Annotated in this window: 7 protein-coding genes; 2 read left to right on the plus strand and 5 right to left on the minus strand. The window is 70.8% G+C overall.

Annotated elements, in window-relative coordinates:
* Nucleotides 1-372: 372 nt before the first annotated feature.
* The 5 genes from VMV22_07320 to VMV22_07340 all read right to left on the minus strand — a co-directional run bounded on the left by VMV22_07320 (nucleotide 373) and on the right by VMV22_07340 (nucleotide 5,521).
* Nucleotides 373-2,238 carry a recombinase family protein gene (locus tag VMV22_07320; GenBank protein HUY22136.1) on the minus strand — a complete coding sequence of 622 codons (1,866 nt, stop codon included), beginning with the start codon at nucleotides 2,236-2,238 and terminating at the stop codon, nucleotides 373-375.
* Nucleotides 2,235-2,369 carry a hypothetical protein gene (locus tag VMV22_07325; protein HUY22137.1) on the minus strand — a complete coding sequence of 45 codons (135 nt, stop codon included), beginning with the start codon at nucleotides 2,367-2,369 and terminating at the stop codon, nucleotides 2,235-2,237. The genes VMV22_07320 and VMV22_07325 overlap by 4 nt, the downstream gene beginning before the upstream one ends.
* Before the next feature lie 125 nt (nucleotides 2,370-2,494).
* Nucleotides 2,495-3,343, minus strand: coding sequence for a replication-relaxation family protein (locus VMV22_07330; GenBank protein HUY22138.1), 849 nt, complete (start codon nucleotides 3,341-3,343; stop codon nucleotides 2,495-2,497).
* Nucleotides 3,340-4,782, minus strand: a complete 1,443-nt coding sequence (locus tag VMV22_07335) for a hypothetical protein (GenBank protein HUY22139.1) — start codon at nucleotides 4,780-4,782, stop codon at nucleotides 3,340-3,342. The genes VMV22_07330 and VMV22_07335 overlap by 4 nt, the downstream gene beginning before the upstream one ends.
* A complete protein-coding gene (locus tag VMV22_07340) occupies nucleotides 4,769-5,521 on the minus strand; it encodes a hypothetical protein (protein ID HUY22140.1) in 753 nt (250 codons plus the stop codon). The genes VMV22_07335 and VMV22_07340 overlap by 14 nt, the downstream gene beginning before the upstream one ends.
* A gap of 156 nt (nucleotides 5,522-5,677) precedes the next feature.
* Between VMV22_07340 and VMV22_07345 the strand changes: the two genes are divergently transcribed.
* Entirely contained in the window at nucleotides 5,678-6,034 is a 357-nt protein-coding gene (locus tag VMV22_07345) for a hypothetical protein (GenBank protein ID HUY22141.1), read from the plus strand.
* 225 nt (nucleotides 6,035-6,259) lie between these two features.
* The coding region (locus tag VMV22_07350) for a DEAD/DEAH box helicase family protein (GenBank protein ID HUY22142.1) at nucleotides 6,260-8,002 on the plus strand (1,743 nt) is incomplete at its 3' end.

Genomic DNA, 8,002 nt, shown 5'->3' on the forward strand with positions numbered 1-8,002 from the left:
CAATCCGGCAAGTGCCATCTTCACCACCTCAGATGGCGGCGGCTACTGGGTGGCGTCGGCCGACGGCGCCGTGTACCCGTTCGGCGATGCCCCGAGCGACGGGAGTATGGCCGGCCAACATCTGAACGCCCCGATCATCGCTGCGACTGGGTGGTAGGGCCGTCGGCGACGAGTGACACGAAATGGTCCTCCGGCTGAGGTGCCGGCCCCAGCCGCCGGCACCTCGCGGGTGCGACCCCGCCCGCCGGATCGCCCGCCCCGAGCCCTCGGCCAGCTCCTCCGCCGTGGTCACGGGTTCGAGCGCAAAGTCCCCGGTCCGGGACGAAGCGCCGGGTGAGGGTCAGGTCATTTGCTCAAAGTCAGAGCTTAGAGTCAAACAATACCGCTGACCTGCGGCTTTGCTCCCGCCCCCAAGCCCTCCGCCCTCCGCTCTGGGGCCTCTCCCGTCTCGGGTGGGCGGTCGGTGCGCGGCGGTTCCGGTGCCGGTTTGCTGCCTCTGCCCTTCTCTCCCAACCAGTCCTCCGCACTTCTCGGTGCGGCGGTCTGGGCAGTCTCGTTGCCGAGATCGTAGAGGGTGACTGCGACATCGAGGGCGCCGTCGGCCGGCTGGTAGACGATGTCGAGCTGCAGCGCGTCGAACAGCGCCCGCAGTACGCCCTGGGGCGCCGCGTCGAGCGCAGTGGCGAGGATCGGCAGGCGGTCGAGCAACGGGGCGACGTCGGCCAACGTGGGCGCCTCTGTCGCCGAGGCCCGGGCCAGTGCCACGAGGCGCTCTCGCCGCTCGGCGATGGTGGTCTCCAGCTCGTCGACGCGCTGGGCGACCCGTCGCCGCAGTGCCGGGGTGACGTCGTCGGCTTCGAGGTTCACGAGCTGGCGGCCAATCCGGCGTTCGAGGTCGGCGATCTCGGCTTCGATCTCCCTGGCGCGCTCTTTCGCCGGGGTGGTCCGTTCAGGCTCGGCGGCGGCGTCGAGGGCGTGCCGCCAGTAGTCGGTGCGCTCGGGGCCGAACAGCGCGGTGGCGAGGAACGGGAGCAGCGCGTCGTTGAGCCGCTGCTCGTTCAGGTACACGTGGGGCGGGTGGCCGGCCGGGATGTCCTTCGAGCGCTGGTGGGAGGGCTGGCAGGAGTAGTACGTCGTGTTGCGGCGGTGGTTGCCCCACATGCGCAGCCCGCAGATCCCGCAGCGGAGCAGGCCGCGGTAGAGGTAGTTGGTCTTCGCGGTCGCTCGTGCCGTCGTGGCGGGGACTCCCTGACGGGAGCGTTCGTTGGCCCGGGCGCGTGCATGGACCGCCTCGTGCTCCTCGCGGCTGACGATGGCGGGATGTGCGGGCTCTTCGGACCAGATCCACGCCTCGGGCGGGTTGGTCCGGTTGTGGCCCTTCTTCCTCGCCCGGCGGTTCCACACCTGGTAGCCGGTGTACTTCGGGTTGCGCAGCACCTCCCAGACGCTGGAGCGGCTCCACGCACCGCGGGCCGTCGTCGGGTCGACCGGCACCGGCGGCGGGTAGCGGTCGGGGTCGGCGTTGAGGCGGTCGCGGATCTGGAGGAGCCCCATCCCGCCGCCCAGGTACCAGTCGTAGATGGCGCGCACCACCGGAGCACGCACGGGGTCGAGCTCCAAGGTGCGCTTGTTGATCCCGCGGCTCGCCTTGTGCGGGTTCGGGTGGTCGTGGGTGACGAAGCGATAGCCGTAGAGGGCTACGCCACCGGTGTGCCAGCCCTGGCGGGTCGAGGTCTCCTGACCCTGCCGGGACTTCACCATCAGCTCGTGGTGGTAGCCCCGCGCGATGCCGATGTTCACGTGGCGGAGCACGATGGTCCCGAAGGACTCCTCCAGCGGCTCGTCCGCCGCGCACAGCCGCACGCCGGCCTGGCGCAGCTCGTCTTCGACCCGGAAGGCGACCGAGGAGTTGCGGCTGAGGCGGCTGATGGATTCCACGATCACGCGGTCGAAGCGGCCCGGCCGGCGGCCCGCGTCGGCGAGCAGCTCCTTCAGCCCGCCGTCTCTCGGAATGGCGATGTCGAAGCCCGCGAGGCCGCCAGAGCCGCGGGCCGCGTAGGAGCGCGTGCCGGACTCGATGTCGTAGTAGTGGGCGACGATCCGCCCGCCGGCCTCGTCCACCTGTCGCTCGGCGTTTTGGAGCTGGCGGGGGAAGCTGAGCGTCGGGTCCTGTTCGTCTTCGGTCGAGACCCGCCCGTACCAGGCGTAGCGGGGACTTTCACCGGCGGGCGTGGTCATGGCGAGACCTCCTCGCCCTGTCCTACCTCCACGTCGCCGAGGGAAGCGAGCAGGTCCGCGAGCGCCCGGCCCTGAGCCGCGGCGAGCGCCCGGCCGGCCTCGCCACCGACGAGGCGAAGCTGTCCACGCACCGCGAGAGGGTGCTCGCCCCGGCCTGGTTCGGAGACCGGGGCGGGATCTGTCTGAACGGGCTGTCCGAGACGGTGTCGATGTTCAATCTCGGCGGCCCGCCCGGCGGCCGAGGAGCGGATGTTGGTCATCGGCTCGGCACCGTGGCCCGCTCGGCCAGCTCGATGAGCCGACGCCGGGGTGCCGCCTCGCCCAGCGCGAGCCACACCGCATCGGCGGGACTGCCGGTGCAGGCGGCGGCCGTCGCCACCGGCAGGGCGGTCCCTTCGAGTGCCCGGCGCAGCGCCGGCTCACGGCCTGGCTGGGCCAGCCAGAACAGCACCGGCCGGGCCGCACCCTCGGCCTCGGCGAGGTCGCGGTAGCCGTCCAGCTTGGCCGCGACCCGGGCGAGGGTGCCGGTGCCGGTGCCGGTGCCGGTGCCGGTGTCGTGCTCGACGAAGAACTCGACCCGGTCGCCTCCCTCCTCCCAGACCCCGTACGCGTCGGGGCGGGCGAAGTCCCCCCACTCCGCCGCGCACCGCCGCTCGGACCACCACGTTCCCACCGCCGCGTCGGGCCGTGAGCGTGCCGCGGCGTGGAGCGCGCAGAAGAAGCCGTTCACCCCGAGGGTGTGGGCGGTTCGCTGCCCGGCCGCGAGCGCCACCACCCGGTCGCGCAACACCGAGGCCCGCGGCGGATCCACCCCGCGTTCGGCTGCGACCAGGCCAGCGCCGAGCGGCCCCAACGTGTAGCGCCAGGACTCCGAACCCACCGGGCAGATGGAGCGGAACCGATCGAGTACCCCGAGGCGCCACAGGGCGACGAGGCGGTGCTGGGCCGAGACGAGGCTCGTGAAGCAGAGGTCGCACACCTGCTCGGTGGTGAGGATCCGGTGCTCCCACAGCACCCGGCAGATGAGGCGGTCGCGGTCGGTCAACCGGCCGAGCACGTCGAGTGCCGGCACGGCGCCCCGCCGGAGAGGGGAAGAACCAGTCATGACATGCTCCACGAGTCGGGGTCCTTCGACGCCGGGGTGGGAGCGGCCCGGTGCCGGTGGTTCTGCACCTCCGACCCCGGCGTCTCAAGGACGGCAGACGAGACGCCACCAGGCACGCCGGTCGAGACGCCGGGGGAGCCGCCGCCGTCACTTCGGCGGTGCTGGCGTCGACGCACGAGCAGCTCGTGTCGACGCTCGTCTCGGGTGCGCCCGGCGTTGGCTCGGGCCGCCGTCTGGGCTTCACCCGCCCGACCGGGGACAGCACGGACCATTGGCCGGGTCCGAAGCGTGAACGCGTGCAGGTCCTGGCCACCGACCACCAGGCGGCAGGCGACCTGGTAGGCGCCGAGGTGGCTGAGGTCGTACGCGCTCACGTAGGGCTCGGTGTGGCGGGCGAGCACCCGGGCATCTTCGGGCGAGACGTTGAAGTACACCTTGTTGCGGGCGTTCGCCGACGCGGCCTCGGCAAGGTCGCGGGGCAGCTGGCCGAGGTGCTGGTGGGCCAAGGTGAGCGACAGGTGGTAGCCGCGGGCCTCGGCCAGCACGTCGTCGAGCGCGCCGGGGAGGGCCAAGAAGTTGTGCGCCTCGTCGACATAGAGCGACGCGTCGCGCCGGACCGGCCGCCCGGCACGGGCCGTCGCCGCCTGCCACACCCGGGCGACCAGCAGCGAGCCCACCAGCCGGGCCGTGTCCTCGCCCAAGAGGCCCTTGGGAAGCCGGGCGAGGAGCACGCCGCCCTCGAGGACGTCGGCCATAGAGAAGCTGGAGGTGGCCGAGCCGAGCAGGTCCCGGGCGAAGCTCCGGGCGAGCACGGCCCGCAGCTTGTTCATGACCGGGCCGATCACCTGGGCCTGGCCGGCAGGCGACAGGGCGTCGTAGCCGTTCCAGAACCCTTTCAGCCCCGATCGCTCCGACAGCCCGGCCACGAGCGGCGCCCGGAAGCGCCGGTCGGTGAGCAGCACCGGAACGTCGGCCAGGGTCGCGCCGGGGAGCCGGCGCAGGGTGGCACACGCCGAGCGCAGCACGTCGTCGGTCCTCGGCCCCCAGTAGGCGGCGAAGATCCGGGCGAACACCGACACCACGTGGTCGACCGCCACCTCAGCCGGCTCGCCCGAAAGGACGTTCAAGGCAGGCGGCGCCTCGGTCTCCTCGGGGTCGATCAACACCAGTCGCTCAAGGGCACGCTTGGGGATCCGGGCGAGCAGGTCGACGACGAGGTCGCCCTTCGGGTCGATGACGACCACGCCACGACCGGCTGCCATGTCGGCAAGTGCCAGGTTGGCGAGAAGCGTCGACTTGCCCGATCCGGTCGCACCAATGACGTGGGTGTGGAAGCGGCCGTCTTCGACCCCGAGGGCGACGGCACGCCGGGGGCCGATCTCGGTGACCCCGAGCACCCGGAACCCGGCTCCATCACCGGCGATCTCAGAAGTACGCATCGTCGTCCTCCCATCCCGAGCTGTCCTGACGCCATGGACCCGCCAGCACGCCCGGCGGCGGGGCGACCGCGGCGGAGCGGGTACCGGCGGGGCGGACTAGGACCTGGACCAATCCCTGCTCGTCACGGTCCCAGGAGTCGAGGGCGCCGATCACGGTGCGAAGCGGGTCGACGACATGGTCGGTGCCGAGTGGGAGCCAGGCCGGCGCCGCGAGGCGCAGCTCACCGCAGGAGGTGAGCGGACCGGCGAGGTTCGGGCGGTGGGCGTCGCGGACCTGGCACTGTGCGCCCGGCCACGCCGAGGAGACGCCCCGGGCGACGGCGTGCGCCGAGATGTCCGCGGACACCCAGAGCCGCAGGCCGATGCCGTCACCGGATCCCTCCATCTCGAAGGCGACGTGGCCGACGGGGCGAAGCAGGTGGCGCTTGGCGGCCAGCACCGGGTGGAGGTTCCGCCAGAGGGCGAGCGCACCCTTTGCCTCGACGACAGCCGGCATCGCCACCTCGACGAGCTGGCCACCAGGCGGTGGCCCGAGACGGCCAAGCACTCGGACGACCACCCAGGTGGTCGCCAGCGCCAGGACGGCGATCACCACTGGCACGGCGATGGGCAGGACCTGGCTGGCGAAGTGGGCGAGATGGTGGCCGAGGTCTTTCCACCAGGCGTCGGGGTGGGCGAGGAAGTGGGCGAGCGGACCGTGGGGCAGGCTCGGGGACGGTGCGGGGGCAGCAGGTGGCAACGGGATCCTCCTGTGATCGATAGCTGTCTGTGGGAGGACCCGGCCGGAACCGAAAACCTCCATATAAGAACAGGGGGGTCTTCGCGCAAACACCGAGAAGGCGTCCGGATTCGATACAGAATAAGCTGCTACGCTGGGAGAACGAGAAGCGCCTATTTGTCGAGATCTGGGGCTGCCGACGAGTTCGAGCGGGAGGGTCGCGCCATCGAGGCGGCCCTCGCGCGGGGCCAGGCCGCCCGGCTCGCACCGCATCGGGCCGCGCTCATCGAGTCGCTGACCGCCATGCGCCGCGACGCCGAACTCGCCCTCCACCAGGCAATCTACGAGGCGAACCAGGACGGCTGCTCGTGGCGCCTCCTCGCCAAGTTCACCGACATGTCGTGGCAGACCCTGCACCGCCGCTACCGGGGGCGACCGACCCGCATGCGACCGCCGCCCGAGAAGGACACCTGGCTTCGCAGCCGGCATCGACCCAAGCGGGTCGTCACCGTGTCGGTCGGCGACGAGTGGTGACCGATCCCGCAGGTCGCCTCCCTGAGGTGCCGGTCGAGGCGGGCCGTGACCACGGCGCGAGGTCGGGGTCCCCCCGACGGCGGTGGAGTCCGGGCTCGGGGACCTGGGCGTCAGTAGCCTTGCGATCAGGAAGCACCGACCGTGTCGGCAGCCCCGAGACAAGGACACCCAGGAACAACGCGATGGCACGAACCGACAGCACACGAGCAGCGGTAGTTCTTCGTCGTGCCTGACGCCGAGGACTACCTCGGCCCCGAGGCCCAAGCGCGCGTCGACATCGACCGCCAGCTCACGGCCTGCGGGTGGTCCGTTCAACGCCACAAGCAGATGAACCTCGGCGCCGCCCCAGGCGTCGCAGTACGCGAGTTCCCCATGCTCGATGGCCACGGGGACGCCGACTACCTGCTCTTCGTCGACCGAAAGGCCGTCGGAGTCATCGAGGCGAAGAAGAGGGGCACCCCGCTCACCGGCGTCGAGTGGCAGTCGGCGAAGTACACGACGGGTCTCCCCGACACCGTCCCCGCGCTGACCAAGCCGCTCGCGTTCGCCTACGAGTCGACCGGCGTCGAGACCCGCTTCACCAACGGCTTCGACCCCGAGCCTGCCAGCCGCCAGGTCTTCACCTTCCACCGCCCCGAGACGCTCGCCGGCTGGGTTCGCGCCTGGTCAGCCTTCGGCGGCATCGAGCAGGCAACCCTGCGCCAGCGCCTGCTCCAGCTTCCCCCGCTCTCCTCGACCGGGCTCTGGCCCGCCCAGGAGACGGCGATACGCCACCTCGAGGAGTCCCTCGTTCACTTCCGTCCCCGGGCGCTCATCCAGATGGCGACGGGCTCGGGGAAGACCTTCACCGCGGCCAACGTCTGCTACCGCCTCATCAAGCACGCCGATGCGGGCCGGGTGCTGTTCCTCGTCGATCGGGCGAACCTCGGCCGCCAGACCTTGAAGGAGTTCCAGGCCTTCACCACCCCCGACGACGGCCGCAAGTTCACCGAGCTCTACAACGTCCAGCACCTGCAGGCCAACGCCATCGACAAGCCGTCGCGGGTCGTGATCTCCACCATTCAGCGCCTGTACTCGATCCTTCGCGGCGATCCCGAGATGGCCCCCGAGCTCGACGAGGCCTCGGCCTTCGAGCTGGAGCCCAAGGCCCCGGTCGAGGTGTCCTACAACCCAACGCTTCCCATCGAGGCCTTCGACGTGATCATCGTCGACGAGTGTCACCGCTCCATCTACGGCGTGTGGCGCCAGGTCCTCGACTACTTCGACGCCTTCGTCGTCGGGTTGACGGCGACGCCCGGCAAGCAGACCTTCGCCTTCTTCGACCAGAACCTCGTCATGGAGTACAACCACGACCAGGCCGTTGCCGACGGCGTCAACGTCGACTTCGACGTCTACAAGGTCGCAACCGAGATCACCGGGCGGGGGTCTGTGGTCGACGCCGGTCTCGTCACCAAGTTCCGCGACCGCCAGACCCGGGCGGTCCGCCTGGAGAAGCTCGACGACGACGTCTCCTACGACCCCGCCGCGCTCGATCGCAAGGTCGTCGCGAAGGACCAGATCCGCACCATCATCCGGACCTTTCGGGAGAAGCTGCCCGAGATGTTCCCCGGCCGAGAGCACGTGCCGAAGACCCTCATCTTCGCCAAGGACGACAGCCACGCCGACGACATCGTCCAGGTCGTGCGCGAGGAGTTCGGCAAGGGCAACGACTTCGCCGCCAAGATCACCTACCGCTCGGGCTCCCAGGGCCAGCGTCCCGAGGACCTGCTCGCCTCGTTCCGCAACAGCTACAACCCCCGCATCGCGGTCACCGTCGACATGATCGCGACGGGCACCGACGTGAAGCCCCTCGAATGCGTCTTCTTCATGCGCATGGTCCGCTCCCGCAACTTCTTCGAGCAGATGAAGGGCCGCGGCGTCCGGGTGATCAACCCGACCGACCTCCAAGGGGTCACCCCCGACGCGCGG

The organism is Acidimicrobiales bacterium, from assembly GCA_035531755.1.
Classification (GTDB): Bacteria; Actinomycetota; Acidimicrobiia; order Acidimicrobiales; family UBA8190; genus DATKSK01.

Bases quoted from the DNA above. Each gene is read 5' to 3' on its own strand.
- VMV22_07335 (HUY22139.1), bottom strand. From the start codon at position 4,782: ATGCGTACTTCTGAGATCGCCGGTGATGGAGCCGGGTTCCGGGTGCTC.
- VMV22_07320 (HUY22136.1), bottom strand. From the start codon at position 2,238: ATGACCACGCCCGCCGGTGAAAGTCCCCGCTACGCCTGGTACGGGCGG.
- VMV22_07330 (HUY22138.1), bottom strand. From the start codon at position 3,343: ATGACTGGTTCTTCCCCTCTCCGGCGGGGCGCCGTGCCGGCACTCGAC.